The following is a 20,252-nucleotide window of genomic DNA, read 5'->3' on the forward strand; positions in this document are numbered from 1 at the left end:
CGTACCTGCCGCCGCAGCGGCATCATGATCGGCCGTCAGCCGTCGTCGCAGCAGCGAAGAGGTGAGGTCCCCATGACCGTCCCCCCGAAGATCTCGAGAGGGCAGGGCGTACTGCGCCGTAAGCCCATCGAGCAGATCGAGGACACGGAGTCCGGCGGAAAGCTCACCCGCTCCCTCGGCCTGTGGCAGCTCACCGCGATCGGCGTCGGCGGCATCATCGGCGCGGGCATCTTCACCCTCGCCGGCACCGTCGCGAACGGTACGGCGGGGCCCGCGGTCCTCATCTCGTTCCTCATCGCGGGTGTCGCGAGCGCGGCCGCGGCCCTCTCGTACGCCGAGTTCGCCGGGATGATTCCGAAGGCCGGGTCCGCGTACACGTACGGCTACGCCGTGCTCGGCGAGATCGTCGGCTGGTTCATCGGCTGGGACCTGCTCCTGGAGTACACGGCGATCGTCGCGGTCGTCGCCATCGGTATCTCCGGCTACTTCAGCTTCCTGCTGGGCGAGATGGGTGTCGACCTGCCCAGCTGGATGCTGGGCGCGCCGGGCACCGGCGGCGGCCACAAGGTCGACCTGTTCGCCGCGGCGCTGTGTCTGCTCATCGCGTGGCTGCTGAACATGGGCATGAAGAACGCGGCCCGCTTCGAGACCTTCGTGGTCATCCTCAAGGTCCTCGTCGTGCTGCTCGTCATCGGCGTCGGCGTCTTCCACATCAACTCGGACAACTACACGCCGTTCTTCCCGTTCGGCGTCAGCGGCGCGTTCACGGGCGCGGCCACGGTCTTCTTCGCGGTCTTCGGCTACGACGCCATGTCGACGGCGGCCGAGGAGTCGAAGGACGCGCAGCGCCACATGCCGAAGGCGATCATCTACTCGCTCATCATCTCGATGATCCTGTACGTGCTCGCCTGCCTCGTCCTGACCGGTATGCAGAACTACAAGGACATCGACCCGGAGAGCGGGTTCTCGACCGCGTTCAAGTCGGTGGGCCTGAGCGGCCTCGCGGACGTGATCGCGGTGGGCGCGATCATCGGCATCCTCACCGTGATGTTCACGTTCATGATGGGCGTCACGCGCGTGTGGTTCGCCATGTCGCGCGACGGCCTGCTGCCGAAGTGGTTCGCGAAGACCCACCCGACGCGGCACGTGCCGACCCGTGTGACGTGGATCGTCGGCGTCGCCTCGGCGCTCATCGCCGGGTTCCTGCCGATCGGCGAGGCGGCCGAACTCACCAACATCGGCATCCTGTTGGCGTTCGTCGTGGTCTGCGTCGCGGTGATCGTGCTGCGCTACCGCCAGCCGGAGCTGCCGCGCTCCTTCCGTACGCCCGCCATGCCGTTCGTGCCCGTCTTGGGCATCATCTTCTCGATCTGGCTGATCACGTTCCTGCAGTGGCAGACGTGGGTGCGGTTCGCCGTGTGGTTCCTGATCGGTCTGGTCATCTACTTCGGCTACTCCTACCGGAAGTCCGAATTGGCCCGTACATCCGACTGATTCGGCTGATTCCGCACTGGCCCGCCGGGGCTCCGCCCGTCCCGCTCGCCGCACCGCTCGTCGAGGGCTTCGCCCCGCCCGCCGCACATCCCCGCGCGTCCCCTGGGCGCGCGGGGCGTGCTGCGTTGCCATACGCCCATGACGACGGCGCTCACGACACCCACGACGACGGAGGAGGACCTCGCCCAGGTCCAGCGGGAGCACGGCGGTCCGCTGTTCTCGTTCCTGCTGCGCCTGTGCGACGGTGACGCCCAGCGCGCGGAGGACCTGGTGCAGGAGACGTACGTACGCGCCTGGCAGCATCCGGAGGCCCTCGACCCGCGCTACGAGTCGGTGCGGCCCTGGCTGTTCACGGTCGGGCGGCGGCTCGCCATCGACGCCCGCAGGGCCCGGCTCTCCCGGCCCGCCGAGGTGGGCGACGCCGTCCTGGAGAACGCCCGCGTGTGCGCGGACCACGCGGAGCGTTCGGCGGCCGCGCTCGACGTGCGGGAGGCCGTGGCGACCCTCTCCCCCGAACACCGTGCCGTACTGCTCGAGGTCTACTTCAAGGGCGCCAGTGTGGCGGAAGCCGCACGCGCACTCGGCATCCCCACCGGTACCGTGAAGTCCCGTGCGTATTACGCGTTGCGGGCGTTGCGGCGTGTACTTCCGGGTTATGCATCCGACCTGCGATGAAACCGAGGGCCGGGTCAAGCATCGGTAAAGCGCCTTGCTCCGCACCCCCTTTCCTCGATTGAGTAATCCGCTGTCCTCCCCGGTGAGTTGAGACGGGTGGTCCGGGGGCCGGAGCAGCACGCGGACCGGAGGAAGGCAGGAAGGCGATGCGGTACGGGAGCGATGAGGGCACGGACGGCATGTCCGGCGCCGAGGGTGGACCGGGCGGCGGACTCGTCGTCCCCATGGCGTGGTTGTACGCGGAGTACATCGCGGACGAGTTGTTGCGGACGGGCGACCTGATGCCCCCCACGTCCTTCGAGTTCAAGGCGGGGCGGGACGCGCTCGCGCTGACGATCTTCCTGTCCGACGCGGGCGACGAACTGTCCGGGATCCGCGTCGTGTCCCAGCTGGAGAACTGGCTGTCGCTCACGGCGTACGACCAGCCGTGGCAGTCATGGGTGCGTGACCGCTTCACGGAGCGGCTCGACCAGGACGCGCTCGCGCGGCGGCCCTCGCCCGACCTGCTGCTCGCCGAGGCGGCGTGGAGATGGCTGGAGGAGACCGAGCTGCTCGCCCCCGACCTGGACGCGGTGCCAGTGCCGGACGAGGAGGACGGGCCGCAGGTGTGGACTCCGGCGTGGCAACTCGGGTTACCGCTCGGCCACTTGGCGATCTCGCTGTTCTAGCCCCCCCTCCGTTTCAGGCGTTCGCGGGGGCGGCTACGGCGCGTACACGCCCGCCCGGTACTTCGGGATGCGGATCGTGATCTTCATGCCCGCACCCTCCGCGGTCTCGATCACCAGGCCGTACGCGTCGCCGAAGACCTGGCGCAGGCGTTCGTCGACGTTCGACAGGCCGATGCCGTGCCCCTGGCCGCCCTCGCCGCGCAGGATCGCCCGGAGTTCGCCGGGGTTCATGCCGACGCCGTCGTCCTCGATGACGACCTCGGCCTCGGCTCCCGCGTCGGTGGCACCGATCGAGATACGGCTGCGGGTGACGGCGCCCTCCAGGCCGTGCTTGACCGCGTTCTCGACGAGCGGCTGCAGACAGAGGAACGGCAGAGTGACCGGGAGGACCTCCGGGGCGATCTGCAGGGTGACGGAGAGCCGGTCGCCGAAGCGGGCGCGCACCAGCGCCAAGTACTGGTCGATGGAGTGGAGTTCGTCGGCGAGCGTGGTGAAGTCGCCGTGGCGGCGGAACGAGTAGCGAGTGAAGTCGGCGAATTCCAGGAGGAGTTCGCGAGCTCGCTCGGGGTCCGTGCGAACGAACGAGGCGATCGCCGCGAGGGAGTTGAAGATGAAGTGCGGCGAGATCTGCGCGCGCAGCGCCTTGATCTCCGCCTCGATGAGACGGGTGCGGGAGCGGTCCAGTTCGGCGAGTTCGAGCTGGACCGACACCCAGCGGGCGACCTCGTCGGTGGCGCGGGCGAGCACCGCGGACTCGCGGGCCGCGTAGGCGACGACGGCGCCGAGCACCCGGCCGTCCGCGACCACGGGCGCCGCCACCGCCCACCGCAGCGGGCAGTCGTCGTTCGGGCAGCCGCAGCCGAACGCGGCGCTGCGGCCACCGGCCAGCACCGGGCCCACCCGCTCCATCACCTGGGCCGCGTGGGCGTGTTCGGCCGCACCGTCCCAGGCGAGGACCGTGGAGCGGTTGGTGACGGCGAGGGCGTCGGTGCCGAGCAGCGTACGCAGGCGGCGCGCGGACTTGCGGGCGGTGTCCTCGGTGAGGCCCGCGCGCAACGCCGGAGCGGCGAGCGAGGCGGTGTGCAGGGTCTCGAAGGTGGCGCGCTCCACGGGCGTGCCGACGTCGCTGCGTCCGTCTGGATGCGCGGTGCGCCGCCCGAGCAGGAATCCGGCGCCGAGCAGGAGGGGGCACAGGGCGATGAGGACCGCGGTGACGGTGCCGCTCACTCGGGATCGCCTCCCGTCTCCCCCGCACGCGCCCGGGGCGGCTGGCCGCCCAGCGCGTCGAGACCGCGTCCTGACGCCCCCAGCGACTCCGGGAGGTGCAGCCGCGTCATCGTCGCCGTCGTGTGCGGCGGGATCGCGTCCCGCGTGGCCAGGGACACCAGGATCATCGCCAGGAAGCCGACCGGCACCGACCACACGGCCGGCCAGGCGAGCAGTGTGTGCAGCCAGCCGGACGTGACAGGTCCTGCCACCGTCAGCGTCACCGCGACCAGGGCGGAGCCGCCGCCGAGGAACAGGCCCGCGAGGGCGCCCGGCGGGGTGAGGCGGCGCCACCAGATGCCCAGGATGAGCAGCGGGCAGAACGAGGACGCCGACACCGCGAACGCCATGCCGACCGCGTCCGCGACCGGCACCCCGTCCACCAGGAGCGCCCCGCCGAGCGGCATGGCGATCGCGAGCAGCACGGCGAGCCGGAAGTGCCGTACGCCGCGCGCCTGCAGCACGTCCTGGCTGACGACCCCGGCGACCGCCATCGTCAGCCCCGACGCGGTGGACAGGAACGCCGCGAACGCGCCGCCCGCCACCAGCGCGCCGAGGAGGTCGCCCGCCACCCCGTCGAAGACCCGCCCCGGCAGCAGCAGCACGGTGGCGTCGGCGTCCTGGGTGGCGGTGAGTTCGGGCGCGTACAGGCGGCCCAGCCAGCCGTACACGGGCGGCAGCAGATAGAAGAGGCCGATCAGGGCGAGGACCACGACGGTGGTGCGGCGGGCCGCGCGGCCGTTGGGGCTGGTGTAGAAGCGGACGACGACGTGCGGCAGGCCCATCGTGCCCAGGAACGTGGCCACGATCAGGCCGTACGTGGCGTAGAGCGGATGGTCGGCGCGGCTGGTGGCGAGCGGCTGGCCCGCACCGACCCCGGCGGACGGCGGGGCGAGGGTCGCGGCCTCCGGTGGCGGGGCGCCCTGGCCGTGCCAGGCCAGCAGGAGAAAGAAGGCGGGCACCAGGAGGGCCGTGAGCTTGAGCCAGTACTGGAAGGCCTGGACGAAGGTGATCGAGCGCATGCCGCCCGCCGCGACCGCGAGCACCACGACCGCGGCGACGAGCGTTGCCCCGAACCAGCGGGGCGCTCCCGTGAGGATCTGCAACGTGAGGCCCGCGCCCTGGAGTTGGGGCACCAAGTACAGCCAGCCCGCCCCGACCACGAACAGGCTGACCACGCGCCGCACTTGGCGGGATTCGAGCCGGCCCTCGGCGAAGTCGGGCAGCGTGTACGCGCCCGAGCGGCGCAGCGGCGCCGCGACGAAGACGAGCAGCACCAGGTAGCCGGCCGTGTATCCGACCGAGTACCAGAGCATGTCCGGGCCGTGGATGAGGAGCAGCCCGGCGATGCCGAGGAAGGAGGCGGCCGAGAGGTACTCGCCGCTTATGGCCGCCGCGTTGAGCCGGGGTCCTACCGTGCGGGACGCCACGTAGAAGTCGGACGTCGTGCGGGAGACGCGCAGGCCGAAGCCGCCGATGAGGACGGTGGCGAGGACGACGACGGCCACCGCCGTGATCGCGTACGCCTCGTTCACGGCGCTCCGTGGTCGTGCGCGTCGGCCGGGCGGCCGCGTACGAGGTCGGCGAAGTCGCGCTCGTTGCGCTCGGCGCGGCGTACGTACCACCAGGCGATGAGCACAAGGAAGGGGTAGCAGCCGAAGCCGAGGACGAGCCATTGGACGGGTGCGTTGCGCAGGGCGCCGAAGAACAGCGGCAGGGCTGCGACGGGGACCGCGAGGAGCATGAACGCGGTGATTCCTGCGCGGAGTTGGCTGCGCATGAGGGAGCGGACGTAGGCGGCGCCGAGGGTGGTCTGTTCGTCGATCTCCCATTGCGTACGGAGGCCTGCCGGGCCGGGGGGTTGGCGGGGTTCGCCGGTCACGGTTTCGCGTTGCGGGGGATCGAGCACGTGGCGGAGTTTAGGCAGGTGAGGCGGGTTGGCGGAAGGGTCTGGGTGCAGCACGACGGCGTTACGGTTGCGGGGCTCTGCCCCGGACCCCGCTGCTCAATCGCCGCAGGGGCTTAAATTGCTCGGCCCGCACCGGAGCTTGAATGGGCCGCCCGCACCGGAAGGGGCTACGGCCTCCGCATCAGCAGTTCCCGTACCCGGCTCGCATGTCTGCGGCTTACCGCGATCTCCGCCGAGCCGACCCGGACCGTCATTCCGCCGCCGTCGAGGCGGAGTTCGTCGATGCGGTGGAGGGCGACGAGGTGGCTGCGGTGGACGCGGACGAAGCCGAGTTCCTGCCAGCGTTCCTCCAGGGTGCTGAGCGGTATCCGCACCAGGTGGCTGACGCCGTCCTCCGTGTGCAGGCGCGCGTAGTCGCCCTGCGCCTCGGCGTAGGTGATGTCGGAGATGGCCACGAGCCGGGTGATGCCGCCGAGTTCGACGGGGATGCGGTCGGCGACGGTGGCCGGGGGCGGGGCACTGACCACGCGTTCGGCGACCCGGCTCACGGCCTCGGCGAGGCGCTCGCGGCGCACCGGTTTGAGGACGTAGTCGACGGCCTTCAGGTCGAAGGCCTTCACCGCGAAGTCCTCGTGGGCGGTGACGAAGACGACGAGCGGGGGCCGCGCGAAGCCCGCGAGCAGCCGCGCCACGTCGAGTCCTGTCAGGCCCGCCATCTGGATGTCGAGGAAGAGGACGTCGATGGCCCCGTCCCCGCCGGGCCCATCCTCCAGGGCGCGGCCGATGCGGCGCAGCGCCTCGTTGGCGTCGGTGGCGCCCTCGGCGCTGCGTACGCGCGGGTCGGCCCGCAGGAGGTACAGGAGTTCGGCGAGGGCGGGTTCCTCGTCGTCGACGGCCAGTGCGCGCAACATGCCGCGGAGTGTAATCGCGCGGTCGCTTGAATGAATCAGCCGCCTCCTGCGTACCGGTAACCGACAGACGGAGGAAGGCATGTGGTCCCTGGAACGGCATCGCGACGTAGGCGCCTACGCGCTGGGGGTTCTCGACCCCGCGGAACGCTTCCGCTTCGAGGACCATCTGCCCGAGTGCGCCACGTGCGCGTCCCTGGTCGGTGAACTGGCGCCCACGACAGGTGCGTTGGCCGTGTACGCGCGGGCGACGCCGCCGTGCGTGGAGGCGTTCGCCCGCCCGGCGCCCACGTTCGTCGACCGGGCCGTGGATCGGCTCGGCGCGCTGCACCGCAGGGCGCGGCGCCGGCTGTGGGGGGCGGTCGTCGCGGCGGTGCTGGTGCTCGCGGCGACGGGGCAGGGAGTCGCGCTGCTCACCGGGATCGGTACGGGTCCCGGGCACACGGCGACGCTGCGCGGCCACGACGCGGGGACCGGTGTGGCGGCGACCGTGACGGCGGACGACCGGGACTGGGGCACACAAGTGGGCCTGGACGTCCGGGACTCGGGCGGGCCGCGGGTGTGCGAGCTGGTCGCGGTGGGCCGGGACGGTTCGGAGCAGACGGTGGGGACGTGGACGGTGCGCGGGGACGACGTGGCGCTGGACGGCGGGGTGGCGGCGCGGCCCGCGGACCTCGATCGGTTCGAGGTGCGGGCGGACGACGGGGTGCCGCTGCTGTCGCTCCCGATGCGCTGAGCCCCTATTTGAGCAGTCGTGACATCCGCCGGTCCGCGAGCGGCTTGCCGCCCGTCTGGCAGGTCGGGCAGTACTGGAGCGCGCTGTCGCTGAAGCTGACCTCGCGGACCGTGTCCCCGCACACGGGGCACTTCTCCCCGGCCCGCCCGTGCACGCGGAGCCCGCTCTTCTTCTCGGCCTTGAGCTTCCCGGCGGCGACCCCGCGCGAGCGCTCGACGGCTTCGGTCAGCGTCGTGCGCATTGCCTCGTACAGCGTGTGCACGTCCTCAGCGCTCAGCCCTGACGTCGGTTTGAACGGGGACATGCGGGCGGTGTGCAGGATCTCGTCGCTGTAGGCGTTGCCGATGCCCGCGATGAGCGACTGGTCGCGCAGGGCGCCCTTGATCTGGCGCCGCTCGCCTTTCAGCAGTTCGGCAAAAGCCGCCTCGTCGAAGTCGTCCGCGAGCGGGTCGGGTCCGAGGCGGGCGATGCCGGGGACGTCCCCGGGGTCGCCGACCACGTACACGGCGAGCTTCTTCGTGGTCCCGGCCTCGGTGAGGTCGAAGCCCTCGCCGGTCTCCAGGGCGATGCGCAGCGCGAGCGGTCCTTTGCCGGGTTTCGGCGGCCCGTCGGGGAGGCGCTCCTTCCAGTGCAGCCAGCCCGCGCGAGCCAGATGCGTGACCAGGTGGGGGCCGTCCCCGGTGCTCACGTCCAGGAACTTGCCGTGCCGCGTCACGGCCGTGACGGTGCGGCCCTCCAGGGCGGTGGGCGGCGGGTCGTACGTCTTCAGGACGCTCACCGCGACCGGCAGGACGCGCACGATGTCGTGTCCGACCAGGTGCTCGGTGAGGAAGTCCTTGAGCGCTTCGACCTCGGGGAGCTCCGGCATGTCCGTCAGCCTCTCACTCGCGCGTGGGCACCACGAATTCGCACCAGACGCACTTGCCCCCGCCGCGCGCCTCCACGCCCCACACGTCGGCAAGCTGGTCGACGAGGAACAGGCCGCGCCCCGATACGCCGTCCTCGCCCGCCTCGCGGCGGCGCGGCAGGGCGCTGGAGGTGTCCTCCACGTCGACCCTGAGCCTTCGGTCGGCGCCGGTGAGGACGCGCAGGGTGACGATGGCGGGGCCTTCGGTGTGCATGAGGGCGTTGGTGATCATCTCGTCGGCGACGAGTTCGATCTCGTCGGCGTTCTCCTTCGCTCCCCAGGCGCGGACGGCGTGCCGAATCATGTGGCGGGCGGCCCTCAGCGCCTCCGGGTCGCCGGGCGGCACGTGTTCGGTGAGCCGGCTGCCGCTCTGCACCGCGCCCGCGCCGCGGCGGCGCAGGAGCAGCAGCGCCACGTCGTCCTCGACGTCGCGTTCCTCGCACGACGCGACGAGCCGGTCCGCGAGCAGGTCGAGGTCGTCGGGGCCCGTGCCGATGAGCGTGGTGAGGGTCTGGAGCCCGTCGTCGAGGTCGGCGCCCGGCTGTTCGACGAGGCCGTCGGTGCACATCACCAGCGCCTCCCCTGGGTCGAGTTCGGCGGTGGTCACCGGGTATTCGAGCCGCCCGAACTCGGCGGACAGGCCGAGCGGGAGCCCGCCCTCCACCGCGAGCCTGCGGCAGTTTCCGCCGGTCAGGCGCAGCAGCGGGTCGAGGTGTCCGGCCCGGACGAGCTGGACGACGCCGGTCGACAGGTCGGCCTCCGCGTACAGGCAGGTCGCGAAGCGGTCGGTGTCGAGTTCGTGCAGGAAGGAGGAGGCGCGGGCCATGACGGTGGCGGGCGTGTGGCCCTCGGCTGCGTAGGCGCGCAGCACGATGCGCAGCTGGCCCATGACGGCGGCGGCGTGCGTGTCGTGTCCCTGTACGTCGCCGATGACCGCGCCGACGCGGCCGCCGGGCAGCGGGATCACGTCGTACCAGTCGCCGCCGATGTCCCGGCCGAGCGAGGCCGCGCGGTAGCGGACGGCGAGGTCGGCGCCCGGCACGTTCGGGATGGTGCGCGGCAGCATGGCCTGCTGGAGGCCCTGGGCGAGGTCCTTCTCCTGCTCGTAGAACATGGCGCGCTGGAGGCTCTGCGCGATGCTGCTGCCGAGCGCGACCATGACGTTGCGCTCGGAGTCCGTGAAGCCCTGGCGGTCGTGGAAGAGCAGGCCGACGACGCCGATGGGCCTGGCCTGCGCGATGAGCGGCAGGTAGGCGGCCGAGGTGATCTCCATGTGGGCGATCCGCGGCCACAGCTCGGGGTAGTCGGCGGCGAACTCCTGCGGTGACTCGATGAAGCGGGGCTGGAGGGTGCGCACGGCCTCGCTCATCGGATACGGGTCGTCGACGCGGGTGGTGTGGATGCCCGGAACGAAGGTGCCCTGGGGCCCCTCGGCGACGAGGTGGATGCGCCCGGACCTGACGAGGCCCATGACGAAGCTGGCCGAGCCGCGTTGGTCGACGCCGTGGGTGTCGCGCAGCACGTCGATGACGTCCTGGACGGTGCGGGCGTGCGCGAGGGCGGCCGTGGTGTTCTGCACGACGCCGGTGTCGCCGCTCCGGAGGGCTCGCCGGGCCTCGCGCTCGGCGTGCACGGTGGCGTCGTTCAGCTCGTCGGTGGCGTCACGGACGATGCCCACGATGCGGCGCGGGCGGCCGTGCTCGTCGCGTCGGATGTAGCCGCGCGTGTGGGTCCAGCGCATCTCGCCCGTGCGGGTGCGGATGCGGAAATACGTCCCGTAGGTCTCCTCGCCGCTCTTCAGGGCCCGCGCCACGAGGCTGTCGAGCCGCCCGCCCTCACTGACCGGCACCCGCAGGGCCAGCGTCTCCGGGTTGCCGTCGTACTCCTCGGGGCGCAGGTCGAAGACCTCGTGGGCCTGGGCGTCCATCGCCATGAGGCCGGTGTCGAGGTCCCAGTCGAAGCTGCCCATGCGCAGGCCCCGGCCGTAGGCCTCCAGAAATCCGCGTGGGGAGTCCTCCGGGCCCTCCCCGCCTGGGGCGTTCCCGGACTCCTCGCCGCCCCCGTTACCCGCGCCCATGGGCCCCACGCTAGGCCGAGCCCCCTTCGCCCGCACGTCGTGACCTTGGCGGGAAACGGGGCACACACTGGTGGCATGGACTGGTTCGGCGCTACGGACTACTGGCTCGCACGCCTGGTGTTCCAGCGGGGCCTCGCGGCGCTCTACCTCGTCGCGTTCGTGGCGGCGGCGCTCCAGTTCAGGGCACTGCTCGGGGAGCGCGGGCTGACGCCGATCCCCCGGTTCGTGGCGCGCGTGCCGTGGCGGGCCGCGCCCTCGCTGTTCCGGCTGCACTACTCGGACCGGTTCTTCGCCGGGTGCGCGTGGGGCGGCGCGGTGGTGGCGGCCGGGCTGCTCGCGGGGGTGGACGGGCTAGTGCCGCTGTGGGCGGCGATGCTGCTGTGGCTGGTGCCGTGGGCGCTGTATCTGTCGATCGTGAACGTGGGCCAGACCTGGTACGGCTTCGGCTGGGAGTCGCTGCTCCTGGAGGTCGGCTTCCTGGCGGTGTTCCTGGGGAACGACGAGGTGGCGCCGCCGGTCCTGGTGCTGTTCCTGCTGCGCTGGGTGCTGTTCCGGCTGGAATTCGGGGCCGGGCTGATCAAGATTCGGGGCGACGCGTGCTGGCGGAAGCTGACCTGCCTCGACTTCCACCACGAGACGCAGCCGATGCCGAACCCGCTGAGCTGGTTCTTCCACCACCTGCCGCGCCCGCTGCACCGGGTGGAGGTCGCGGCCAACCATGTCACCCAGCTGGCGGTCCCCTTCCTCCTCTTCACGCCGCAGCCGGTCGCTACCTGGGCGGCGGCCCTGATGATCGTCACTCAGCTGTGGCTGGTCGCCTCGGGCAACTTCGCGTGGCTGAACTGGCTCGCGATCGCCCTGGCGGCCTCCGCGCTCGACCTGTCCGCGCTGCACACACCGCCCGCGCTCCCCGAGGCGCCGCTCTCGTACGAGATCGTGGTCATCGCCCTCACGGCGGGGGTGGCGGCGCTCAGCTACCGGCCGGTGCGCAATCTGCTCTCGCGCCGCCAGTCCATGAACCGCTCCTACGACTCCCTGCACCTGGTCAACACGTACGGGGCGTTCGGCTCGGTCGGGCGGGTCCGGCAGGAGATCGTGATCGAGGGCACGGCGGATGAGGTGCCGCGCCCCGAATCGGGCTGGCTGGCCTACGAGTTCAAGGGGAAGCCGGGCGATCCGCGCCGGCTGCCGCGCCAGTTCGCGCCGTACCATCTGCGGCTCGACTGGATGATGTGGTTCGCCGCGCTGTCGCCCGCGTACGCCAGATCCTGGTTCCAGGGCCTGGTCGAGCGACTCCTGGAGGGCGACCGGGACACGCTGCGGCTGCTGCGCCACTCCCCCTTCCCCGCCGACGCGCCGCCCGTGCACATCCGGGCGCGCGTGTACCGCTACCGCTTCACGTCGTGGCGTGAGCTGCGGGAGACGGGGGCGTGGTGGGAGCGGACCTACGTACGGGAGTTCCTGCCGCCGACCCGGCTGAGGTAGACGCGGCGGGCGGTGCCCCCGAAGATGTGCGGGTCCGCTCCGCCCACCAACTCCCGTGCCGTGTCGACTACTTGTTGATAGGTGGCCGCGAGCGTGCACACCGGCCAGTCGGAGCCGAACATCACGCGGGCGGGGCCGAAGGCGTCGATGACCGTGTCCGCGTACGGCCGCAGATCCTCGACGGTCCAGCCCGCCCAGTCGGCCTCGGTGACCATACCGGAGAGCTTGCAGACGGTGTTGGGGAGCGCGGCGAGCGCGCGCACGTCGCCCCGCCAGGGGTCGAGCTCCCCCGATGCGATCGGCGGCTTGCCCAAGTGGTCGAGTACGAAGGTGAGTTCGGGGTGTTCGGCGACGGCCTTCACGCAGGCCGGCAGCTGGTGCGGCAGGACCAGCAGGTCGTAGACGAGCCCGGCGTCCGCGACGGCGGCGAGCCCGCGCCGCACGTCGGGGCGGAGCAGCCACTCGGGGTCGGGCTCGCCCTGCACCTGGTGCCGGATGCCCACCAGGTGCCGACCGCCCGGCAGCCCCCGCAGCCGCTCCAGGGTGTCGCCGACGTCGGGCCGGGTCAGATCGGTCCAGCCGACGACCCCCGCGACGAGGTCGCTGCGCTCGGCGAGCGCCAGGAACTCGGGCGTCTCCTCGGCGACGCTGACCGTCTGTACGAGCACGGTGGCGTCGACACCGGCCGCCCGCAGGTCGGGGGCCAGGTCGTCGAGGGTGAACGTGCGGCGTATCGGCGCGAGTTCGGGTCCGGTGATCCAGTCCTGGTCGCGTACGGAGAGGTCCCAGACGTGGTGGTGCGCGTCGACTGTTCCGGGTGTCACGGCAGCTCCCATGCGACGGGCAGTCCGGCGTCGGCGCCTTCGGCGGAGTAGTCGTGGGCGACGTCGAGGAGTTCGTCCATGCGGGCCTGCCAGGCGATGTTCACCGGCAGCTTGTCGAGTTCGGCGAGCATGCGGGCGTAGTCCTCGCACTCGATGACGTGGAACAGGTCGGTGCCGCTGCGCCAGATCGTCCACTGCCGGGCGCCCGCCGCCCGGATCGCGGCGACGAGTTCCTCCGGCACCTCCCGGTGGGCGGCCTCGTACTCGTCGATGAGGTCGGCGCGGACCTTGGTGTGCAGGGCGACTCTCACGTGTGCGGCTCCTGTTCCGAAGGTACGGGCACGTCGGCCGGGAGGAGGTGCCGGTCGCGGGCCTCCTGCCAGAACGCGGCGGGCACGGGGGTGGTGAACTGCTGTGCTGTGTCGGCGACTTCGGCGGCCGAGCGGGTGCCGACGAGCACGCTCGTGACGCCCGGGTGACCGAACGGGAAGGCGAGCGCGGCGGCGCGCAGGGTCGTGCCGTGGCGCTCGGCGAGGTCCTTGAACCGCCTCGCGCGGCGGAGGACCTGGGGCGAGGCCAGGGCGTAATCGAAGGTGCCGCCCTGCTTGGGGTCGGCGAGCAGGCCGGAGTTGAAGACGCCGCCGACGACGACGGAGACGCCGCGTTCGGCGGCCGTGGGCAGCAGCAGCTTCAGGGCACGCTGGTCGAGCAGCGAGTAGCGGCCGGCACACAGCACCACGTCGACATCGGTTTCGCGGACGAAACGGGACAGCATCGCGGACTGGTTCATGCCCGCACCGATGGCGCCGATGAGCCCTTCGCCGCGCAGCCGCTCCAACTCCGGGTAGGCCTCGCCGAACGCCTCCTTCGCGTGGTTGTCGGGGTCGTGGATGTAGGCGACGTCGATGCGGTCGAGCCCGAGGCGGCCGAGGCTCTCCTCGATGGAGCGGCGCACCCCGGCCGCGCTGAAGTCCCACACCCGGCGCGCGGTGGCGGGCACCGCGAAGCCGTGTGCACTGTCGTCGCCGACGGCCTCCCCGTTCGCGGACCGTTCGAGCAGGCGGCCGACCTTGGTGGACAAGGTGTACGAACCCGTGGGCCGGGTGCGCAGAAACTCGCCGATCCGGCGCTCGGACAGGCCGAGGCCGTAGTGCGGCGCCGTGTCGAAGTAGCGCAGGCCCGCGTCCCAGGCCGCGTCCAGGGCGAGGTACGCCTCTTCGTCGCGGACGGGCGTGTAGAGGTTGCCGATGCCCGCGCCGCCGAAGCCGAGTGCGGTGACCGGGACATCGCCGCGGCCGAGTGTGCTGGTGCGCATGCGGATCACTGTTCCACGGGGCGAAGACGCAGCCCCTGCATGCCGCCGTCCACGGCGACGGACGTGCCGGTCGTCGCGCCGGACAGGGGGCTCGCCAAGTGGGCGATGGCGCCCGCGACTTCGGCGGCGGAGACCAAGCGCCCGGTGGGCTGGCGGGCTTCGAGGGCGGCGCGTTCGGCGGCCGGGTCGTCCGCCTTGTCGAGGAGCCGGCCGACCCAGGGGGTGTCGGCGGTGCCGGGGTTGACGCAGTTGACGCGGATGCCCTCGCGTATGTGGTCGGCGGCCATGGCGAGCGTGAGGGAGAGGACCGCGCCCTTGGACGCCGCGTACAGGGCCCGCTGCGGGAGCCCCGCCGTGGCGGCGATGGAGCAGGTGTTGACGATCGCCGCGTGCTCGGAGTCCCGCAGCTTGGGGAGCGCGGCCCGGGCGACGCGGACCATCCCGATGACGTTGACGTCCAGGACACGGTGCCATTCGGCGTCGTCGTTGTCGGCGACGGTGCCCTGGGCGCCGATACCGGCGTTGTTGACGAGTACGTCGAGCCCGCCGAGGTCGCGGGCCGCCGCGGCCACGGCGGCCCGCACGGCGGCGTCGTCGGTGACATCGGCGGCGTATCCGCGCAGCGGCTTCTCCACGTCGGTGATGTCACGGTCGAGCACCGCGACGTCGGCGCCGCGCGCGGCGAGCAGCTCGGCGGTGGCCCGGCCGATGCCGGAGGCGCCGCCCGTGACGAGGGCCTTCAGGCCCGCGAAGTCCTGGACGCTCTGGACGCTGGCATCGCTCATGCGGCGGCTCCGTTCGGGTCGGTGGATCCGGGAGCTTCCGTGGATCCGGGTGCTTGAGTGGCGAGGTCCTTCGCCCAGAACTCGCCGTCCGGGTAGGTGAATTCGGCGATGGACGAGGCGTGCATGGTGGCGGAGAACCCGGGGGCCGCCGGGGCGGCGTAGTGGCCCTGGCGGACGACGACCGGGTCGACGAAGTGCTCGTGCAGATGGTCGACGTACTCGATGACACGGTCCTCGGTGGTGCCCGTCAGGGCGACGAAGTCGAACATCGACAGGTGCTGGACGAGTTCGCACAGGCCCACGCCGCCCGCGTGCGGGCAGACGGGGACGCCGAACTTCGCGGCGAGCAGCAGGATCGCCAGGTTTTCGTTGACGCCGCCGACGCGCGCGGCGTCGATCTGCAGGATGTCGATGGAGCCTGCCTGGAGAAGCTGCTTGAAGACGACGCGGTTCTGCACGTGTTCGCCCGTGGCGACCTTCACCGGGGCGACGCCCCGACGGATCGCCGCGTGGCCCAGGATGTCGTCCGGGCTGGTCGGCTCCTCCACCCAGTACGGCTCGAACTCGGCGAGGGCGTTGGTCCATTGGACGGCGTCGCCGACGTTCCAGCGCTGGTTGGCGTCGACGGCCATGCGGATGTCCGGGCCGACGACCGCGCGGGCGGTGCGGCAGCGGCGGATGTCGTCGTCGAGGTCGGCGCCGACCTTCAGCTTGATCTGGGTGAAGCCGTCGGCGACGGCCTGCCGGGCGAGGCGGGTGAGCTTCTCGTCGCTGTAGCCGAGCCAGCCGGGAGAGGTGGTGTAGCCGGGGTAGCCACGCTCGACGAGGCGCGCGGTGCGGTCGGCGGCGCCCTGCCGCCCCAACTGAAGGAGCTCCAGGGCCTCTTCGGGGGTGAGGGCGTCGGCGATGTAGCGGAAGTCGACCTGGGACACCAGCCACTCGGGGTCCGCCTCGGCGAGCAGCCGCCACAGCGGTTTGGCGGCGCGCTTGGCGGCGAGGTCCCAGGCCGCGTTGACGACGGCGCCGATCGCCATGTGCATCACGCCCTTCTCGGGCCCGAGCCACCGCAGTTGGCTGTCGCCGATCAGGTCGCGGTTGAGGCTGCCGGGGTCGGCGCACAGCGCGTCGAGCGGGCGGCCGACGACGTGGTGGCTCAGTGCGCGGATCGCGGCGACCTGGACGTCGTTGCCGCGCCCGATGGTGAAGGTGAACCCGTGCCCCTCGTGTCCGTCGGGGTCGTCGGTGCGCAGCACGACGTACGCGGCGGAGTAGTCGGGGTCGGGGTTCATGGCGTCGGAGCCGTCCAGCTCCCGGGAGGTCGGGAACCGGATGTCGTACGTGTCGACGGCGGTGACGCGGGGCGAGGTGGAGGACACGTGCTGCCTTTCGGGCGGGGGCGGAGGCACTGCGGGGTCAGTCCTGGGCGCGGCCGGTGGTGACACGGGCGACCATGAGGGCGAGCAGGATGATTCCGCCGTAGATGGCCTGGATCCAGAAGGACGGCACCTGGGCGAGGGTCAGCATGTTCTGTACGACACCGAGCAGGAGTACGCCGGTCAGGGCGCCGAACATGGTGCCCTTGCCGCCGTCGAGGCTGATGCCTCCGATGACCGCGGCGGCGAACACCGTGAAGATCATGTTGTTGCCCTGGTTGGCGCTGATGGCACCCACGTATCCGGTCTGCATGATGCCGCCGACGGAGGCGAGGACACCCGCGACCACGAAGACACCGAGCATGACGCGCTCGACGCGGATGCCCGCGGCGCGCGCGGCCTCGGCGTTGCCGCCGATCGCGTACAGGGCACGGCCCACGCGGTGGTACTTGAGGATGAGCCCAGCGACGCCGAACGCGATCGCGGCGAACCACACCGACATCGGGACCCGCAGGAACGTGGAGGTGGCGAGCGCGAAGAACGCGTCGGGCATTCCGAACAGCGTCTTGCCCTTGGTCGCCCCGACGAGCAGTCCGCGCAGCACGATCAGCATCGCGAGCGTCACGATGAACGCGTTGAGCTTCAGCTTGACGACGAGCACACCGTTGAAGGCGCCGATGCAGGCTCCGGCCACCAGCACCGCCAACAGCGAGACGGCGACGGGGAATTCGGTCCCGAACCCGGACTGCGCGACGGGCAGCACGAGCAGGGCGCCGAAGGCCGGCGCGATGCCGACGACCGATTCCAGCGACAGGTCGAACTTGCCGCTGATGAGCACGAGCGACTCGGCGAGCACCACCATCGCGAGGGCGGCGGAGGAGCCGAGGATGGAGATGATGTTCTGCTCGGTGAGGAACGAGTCGTTGAGGACGGAGCCGAGGATCAGGAGCAGCAACAGGGCGGGTACGAGGGCGAGTTCGCGGGCGCGGCGTAGGAGGACGTTCTTGGCACTATTAAGCCCCTGCGGCGATTGAGCAGCGGGGTCCGGGGCAGAGCCCCGCGGCCTGGGCCGCATGGCGACCGGAGCTTTACGGGTTGACGTCACTGGAAACCCCCTCGATCGACGCGATCAATTCCTGGTCCGCCCACCCCGCCGCGTGCTCCGCGACAACACGCCCGTGGAAAAGCACAAGCACCCGGTCGCACCGCCGCAGGTCGTCGAGCTCGTCGGACACGACGAGGACCGCCGTGCCGTCGTCCCGCGCGCTGTCCACCCGCCGCAGCAGCGACTCCTTGGACTTCACGTCGACGCCGGCCGTCGGATTGATCAGCACGAGCAACCGCGGGTCAGAGGCGAGCGCACGGGCCATCACCACCTTCTGCGCATTGCCACCGGACAGATCGGACACGAGCTGGTCCGGCCCCTCCGTATGGATGTCGAGCCGCTGGATCAGCTCACGGGCGAACCGCCGGCGGCTCTCCGTTCCGATGAACCCGCGCCGGCCGAGCCGCCCGAGCACCGACAGCGTGGAGTTGTCACCGATGGACATCCCGGTGACGAGCCCCTGGTCGTGCCGGTCGCGCGGGACACACCCCACACCCGCGGCGAGCGCGGCGGACACGTCCCCGAAGGGCAGCACGCGCCCGTCGAGCCGGGCGGTGCCCGACGTGGGCGTGTGCAGTCCGGCGAGGGACTCCGCCAGCGCGATCTTGCCGCTGCCGCTGGAGCCCGCGAGCCCGACGACCTCGCCGCGCCGCACGGTCAGATCCACGTCCTCGTACGTGTCCGAGGTCAACCCCACCACCTCCAGGACGACGGGCTCGACCGCCTCCTCGGCCGCCTGCTCGACGACCGCCTCCGCCGCGGCCGCCGCCTGTTCCGCGACCGCCTCCCCCGCCATCGCCTCGACGAGGGCGGGCCGCGGCAGTTCGGCGACGGGGGCGGTGGTGATCCAGCGGGCGTCACGCAGCACGGTGACCGTCTGGCACACCTCGTACACCTCCTGGAGGTGGTGCGAGATGAACAGGAAGGTGACGCCCGATTCCTGGAGCGCCCGCATGCGGTCGAAGAGCCGCTCGATCTCGCGGTTGTCGAGCTGCGCGGTCGGCTCGTCGAGCACGATGAACCGGGCGCCGCCGCTCAACGCCCGCGCGATCTCGACCATTTGCCGGTCCTCGACCTTGAGGTCGGCGGTGCGCGCGCCGGGATCGACGCGCACGCCCCACGTGTCGAGCAGTTCCCGGGCCTCGGCGTCGAGCTTCTTCCAGCTGAAGAAGCCGCTCCGGGCGCCCGGCTGCCGGTTCAGGAACAGGTTCTCCGCGACGGTCAACTCGGGGATGACCGTGGGCTTTTGGTAGACGCAGGCGACCTTGGCGCGCCATGCTTCCCGGTCGCCGAGCGGCGGCGCGGGCTCCCCGTCGAAGGTGAGCTCGCCCGCGTCGGCGGCCTGCAGCCCGGTGAGGACCTGGACGAGCGTGGACTTGCCCGCGCCGTTGCGCCCGACGAGCGCATGGGACTCGCCCGCGCGCACGGTGAGCCGGCCGTCGGCGAGGGCGACCGTGGGCCCGTAGCGTTTGACGATGCCGCGGGCCTCGACCAAGGGCGGGGTGGCGGCGGTCACTTGACCGTGTTTCCCCACAGCTCGGAGTCGTCGACGTTCTTCTTGGTGACCAGCGGGGCGGGCAGTTGGTCCTCAAGGGTGCCGCTGGGCAGCTTCACGATCTTCGAGCCGTGGTCGGTGGGCCCGGGCTTGAACTTCTTCCCCTGCATCGCCGCCTTGATGTAGTACATGCCGTACTTGGCGTACGTGTCGGCGGGCTGCGAGACCGTCGCGTCGATCTGGCCCTTGCGGATGGCGGCGAACTCCTGCGGGATGCCGTCGTTCGACACGATCGTGATGTGCTTGGCCGAACCCGCCTTCTCCAGCATCCCCTTGGACTTGAGGGTCTGCAGCGTCGGCGCGAGATAGACCCCGCCCGCCTGCATGTAGATCCCCTTGATGTCGGGGTTGGCGTTGAGGAGGGTGTCGAGCTTGGACGCGGCGGTGTCCGACTCCCACTTCGCCGGGATCTCCAGGACCTTGAGCTTCGGGTATTTGTCCTTCACGCAGTCCCGGAAGGCCTTGGACCGCTCGCGCCCGTTCACCGACGCGAGATCGCCCATGATCTGGACGACCTTGCCGGACTTCACGTGGTCGCCGAGGTACTCGCAGGCCTTCTTGCCGTACGCGACGTTGTTGGCCCGTACGACCATGGCGACCTTGCCCTTGTCGGGCGCGACGTCCACGGCGACGACCGGCACGCCCTTGCGCTCGGCCTGGTCGAGCCCGGCGCCGATGGCGGCGCTGTCGAGCGGCGCGACGACGAGGCCCTTCACGCCCTGGTTGAGCTGGTTGTTGATGTCGGTGATCTGCTGCGACGGGTCGCTGTTGGAGTTGACGGTCTTCAGCGCGTCCACACCCTCGGACTTCGCCATCTTCGGCACGTAGTCGTTGTACGACTGCCAGAACGGCGAGGTCAGCAGCGGCAGGATGACGCCCACCTTGCCCTTGCCGTCACCTGCTCCGCCGCCACCGCCCGCGCCGGACGCGGTGTCCTTGGTGCTGCCGCAGGCGGCGAGGGCGAGGGCGGCGCAGCCGAGCAGGGCCACCGCGCCCAGCCCCCGCCTTCTGGAACTGCGGGCGCGCGAACTGCGAGCGCGCGCCGCGCTGTTCCCCCTGGTCGTTCCCTTCGAGTCCATCGTGGTGCCAGTCATCGGACTGCTCCTCGGCTCCTGAAGTCATGGGCGCGGTCGGCCCCCGCCCCTCCGGTTTCCGGCCCGCGCCGAGATA

19 protein-coding genes are annotated in these 20,252 nt (G+C 71.4%); 5 read left to right on the top strand and 14 right to left on the bottom strand.

Annotation, left to right across the window (positions count from 1 at the left end):
• The first annotated feature begins 72 nt into the window (after positions 1-72).
• From OHA73_RS03905 to OHA73_RS03915, 3 genes are all read left to right on the top strand, one after another.
• Entirely contained in the window at positions 73-1,494 is a 1,422-nt protein-coding gene (locus OHA73_RS03905; RefSeq protein ID WP_266717360.1) for an amino acid permease, read from the top strand.
• A gap of 138 nt (positions 1,495-1,632) precedes the next feature.
• Positions 1,633-2,169, top strand: coding sequence for a sigma-70 family RNA polymerase sigma factor (locus OHA73_RS03910; protein ID WP_266717358.1), 537 nt, complete (start codon positions 1,633-1,635; stop codon positions 2,167-2,169).
• Between the two features lie 146 nt (positions 2,170-2,315).
• Positions 2,316-2,837 carry a hypothetical protein gene (locus tag OHA73_RS03915; RefSeq protein ID WP_404073213.1) on the top strand — a complete coding sequence of 174 codons (522 nt, stop codon included), beginning with the start codon at positions 2,316-2,318 and terminating at the stop codon, positions 2,835-2,837.
• Positions 2,838-2,870: 33 nt separating this feature from the next.
• Here the strand turns inward: OHA73_RS03915 and OHA73_RS03920 are convergent, their stop codons facing one another.
• The 4 genes from OHA73_RS03920 to OHA73_RS03935 all read right to left on the bottom strand — a co-directional run bounded on the left by OHA73_RS03920 (position 2,871) and on the right by OHA73_RS03935 (position 6,923).
• Complete coding sequence (locus OHA73_RS03920; RefSeq protein WP_266717356.1) at positions 2,871-4,064, bottom strand: sensor histidine kinase; 1,194 nt, start codon at positions 4,062-4,064, stop codon at positions 2,871-2,873.
• Positions 4,061-5,638 carry a sodium/solute symporter gene (locus OHA73_RS03925; protein WP_267072128.1) on the bottom strand — a complete coding sequence of 526 codons (1,578 nt, stop codon included), beginning with the start codon at positions 5,636-5,638 and terminating at the stop codon, positions 4,061-4,063. The genes OHA73_RS03920 and OHA73_RS03925 overlap by 4 nt, the downstream gene beginning before the upstream one ends.
• Positions 5,635-5,985 (bottom strand): hypothetical protein, encoded by a 351-nt coding sequence (locus tag OHA73_RS03930; RefSeq protein WP_266719126.1) that lies wholly within the window; start codon positions 5,983-5,985, stop codon positions 5,635-5,637. Before OHA73_RS03930 ends, OHA73_RS03925 begins: the two co-directional genes overlap by 4 nt.
• A 194-nt stretch (positions 5,986-6,179) precedes the next feature.
• A complete protein-coding gene (locus tag OHA73_RS03935) occupies positions 6,180-6,923 on the bottom strand; it encodes a LytR/AlgR family response regulator transcription factor (protein ID WP_327654176.1) in 744 nt (247 codons plus the stop codon).
• A gap of 79 nt (positions 6,924-7,002) precedes the next feature.
• Between OHA73_RS03935 and OHA73_RS03940 the strand changes: the two genes are divergently transcribed.
• Positions 7,003-7,656, top strand: coding sequence for a zf-HC2 domain-containing protein (locus OHA73_RS03940; protein ID WP_327654177.1), 654 nt, complete (start codon positions 7,003-7,005; stop codon positions 7,654-7,656).
• A 4-nt stretch (positions 7,657-7,660) separates the two neighbouring features.
• On the opposite strand, the gene OHA73_RS03945 is transcribed toward OHA73_RS03940, so the two are convergent.
• Together OHA73_RS03945 and OHA73_RS03950 are read right to left on the bottom strand one after the other, a co-directional pair.
• Complete coding sequence (locus tag OHA73_RS03945; protein ID WP_327654178.1) at positions 7,661-8,524, bottom strand: Fpg/Nei family DNA glycosylase; 864 nt, start codon at positions 8,522-8,524, stop codon at positions 7,661-7,663.
• A 13-nt stretch (positions 8,525-8,537) separates the two neighbouring features.
• Positions 8,538-10,640: a SpoIIE family protein phosphatase gene (locus tag OHA73_RS03950; RefSeq protein ID WP_327654179.1), complete on the bottom strand. Its 2,103-nt coding sequence runs from the start codon at positions 10,638-10,640 to the stop codon at positions 8,538-8,540.
• A gap of 75 nt (positions 10,641-10,715) precedes the next feature.
• On the opposite strand from OHA73_RS03950, the gene OHA73_RS03955 reads away from it, so the two are divergent.
• Positions 10,716-12,125 (top strand): lipase maturation factor family protein, encoded by a 1,410-nt coding sequence (locus OHA73_RS03955; RefSeq protein WP_327654180.1) that lies wholly within the window; start codon positions 10,716-10,718, stop codon positions 12,123-12,125.
• Here OHA73_RS03955 and OHA73_RS03960 read toward each other — a convergent pair.
• Genes OHA73_RS03960 through OHA73_RS03995 form a run of 8 tightly spaced genes read right to left on the bottom strand, consistent with a single transcriptional unit; the run spans position 12,086 to position 20,176 of the window.
• Positions 12,086-12,961: an amidohydrolase family protein gene (locus OHA73_RS03960; RefSeq protein ID WP_327654181.1), complete on the bottom strand. Its 876-nt coding sequence runs from the start codon at positions 12,959-12,961 to the stop codon at positions 12,086-12,088. The two genes, OHA73_RS03955 and OHA73_RS03960, sit on opposite strands and share 40 nt — an antisense overlap.
• Positions 12,946-13,260 (bottom strand): L-rhamnose mutarotase, encoded by a 315-nt coding sequence (locus tag OHA73_RS03965; RefSeq protein WP_267072122.1) that lies wholly within the window; start codon positions 13,258-13,260, stop codon positions 12,946-12,948. The genes OHA73_RS03960 and OHA73_RS03965 overlap by 16 nt, the downstream gene beginning before the upstream one ends.
• Positions 13,257-14,264, bottom strand: coding sequence for an aldo/keto reductase (locus tag OHA73_RS03970; RefSeq protein WP_327654182.1), 1,008 nt, complete (start codon positions 14,262-14,264; stop codon positions 13,257-13,259). Before OHA73_RS03970 ends, OHA73_RS03965 begins: the two co-directional genes overlap by 4 nt.
• A gap of 5 nt (positions 14,265-14,269) precedes the next feature.
• Positions 14,270-15,049, bottom strand: coding sequence for an SDR family NAD(P)-dependent oxidoreductase (locus OHA73_RS03975; protein WP_267072120.1), 780 nt, complete (start codon positions 15,047-15,049; stop codon positions 14,270-14,272).
• Positions 15,046-16,425: an L-fuconate dehydratase gene (locus tag OHA73_RS03980; RefSeq protein WP_267072119.1), complete on the bottom strand. Its 1,380-nt coding sequence runs from the start codon at positions 16,423-16,425 to the stop codon at positions 15,046-15,048. The genes OHA73_RS03975 and OHA73_RS03980 overlap by 4 nt, the downstream gene beginning before the upstream one ends.
• A 37-nt stretch (positions 16,426-16,462) precedes the next feature.
• Positions 16,463-17,497: an ABC transporter permease gene (locus OHA73_RS03985; protein WP_267072118.1), complete on the bottom strand. Its 1,035-nt coding sequence runs from the start codon at positions 17,495-17,497 to the stop codon at positions 16,463-16,465.
• Positions 17,498-17,510: 13 nt separating this feature from the next.
• Complete coding sequence (locus OHA73_RS03990) at positions 17,511-19,043, bottom strand: sugar ABC transporter ATP-binding protein (RefSeq protein WP_327654183.1); 1,533 nt, start codon at positions 19,041-19,043, stop codon at positions 17,511-17,513.
• The gene (locus OHA73_RS03995) at positions 19,040-20,176 is read right to left on the bottom strand and encodes a sugar ABC transporter substrate-binding protein (protein WP_267072116.1); all 1,137 of its coding nucleotides are present in this window, start codon (positions 20,174-20,176) and stop codon (positions 19,040-19,042) included. Before OHA73_RS03995 ends, OHA73_RS03990 begins: the two co-directional genes overlap by 4 nt.
• Positions 20,177-20,252 lie beyond the last annotated feature (76 nt).

This window comes from Streptomyces sp. NBC_00483, from assembly GCF_036013745.1.
Taxonomy (GTDB): domain Bacteria; phylum Actinomycetota; class Actinomycetes; order Streptomycetales; family Streptomycetaceae; genus Streptomyces.